General features: G+C 52.3%; 2 protein-coding genes. Both read left to right on the forward strand.

Annotated elements, in window-relative coordinates; genetic code table 11:
* Nucleotides 1–194: hypothetical protein (locus AC4FQX_RS15225; RefSeq protein ID WP_491168571.1), on the forward strand; the 194-nt coding region annotated here is incomplete at its 5' end.
* A 15-nt stretch (nucleotides 195–209) separates the two neighbouring features.
* The coding region (locus AC4FQX_RS15230; protein WP_491168572.1) for a single-stranded DNA-binding protein at nucleotides 210–518 on the forward strand (309 nt) is incomplete at its 3' end.

A 518-nucleotide genomic window follows, 5' to 3' on the forward strand; every position in this document is an offset into this window, starting at 1 on the left:
TGACCATGGAAGCAGATGAACTTAATGGGAACGTACTTCCGGTGTATGGAGCTGACTTGGTGCGAGCAATTGATGAGTGCGGGGCAAAAGTCGGAGACCGCGTTCGGATCGAGCATCTCGGTCGTATCGAGTGGCGCGAGCCGGGCGGGAAAAAGGCTTGGAAGAACGCATTCAACGTTGCATTGCTCAGTTGATTGGTGAGGTAAGAGATGAAAAACACGAACCATTGTGTTCTCCACGGCAGGTTGGGGAAGGACCCTGAAGTTCGTTTTCGCAACTCTGGCGGTGCCAGTGTGTTGTTCTCGCTCTGTACGAACGATGACTATCACAACGGAACCGAGTGGGTGGAAGTCAAGGAGTGGCACGACTGTGTGGTAGTTGGTAGCGCCGCTGAGCAGTATGCTGAGAAGTATCAGCAGGGCGACGAAGTCATCGTGCAAGGCCGTATCAAACCTCGTATCTATGAGAAGAACGGTCAGAAGGTGAAAGTTGTCGAAATCTATGTGTCCACGATGGAG

It is taken from the genome of Flavobacterium sp. AK-301 (assembly GCF_058310215.1).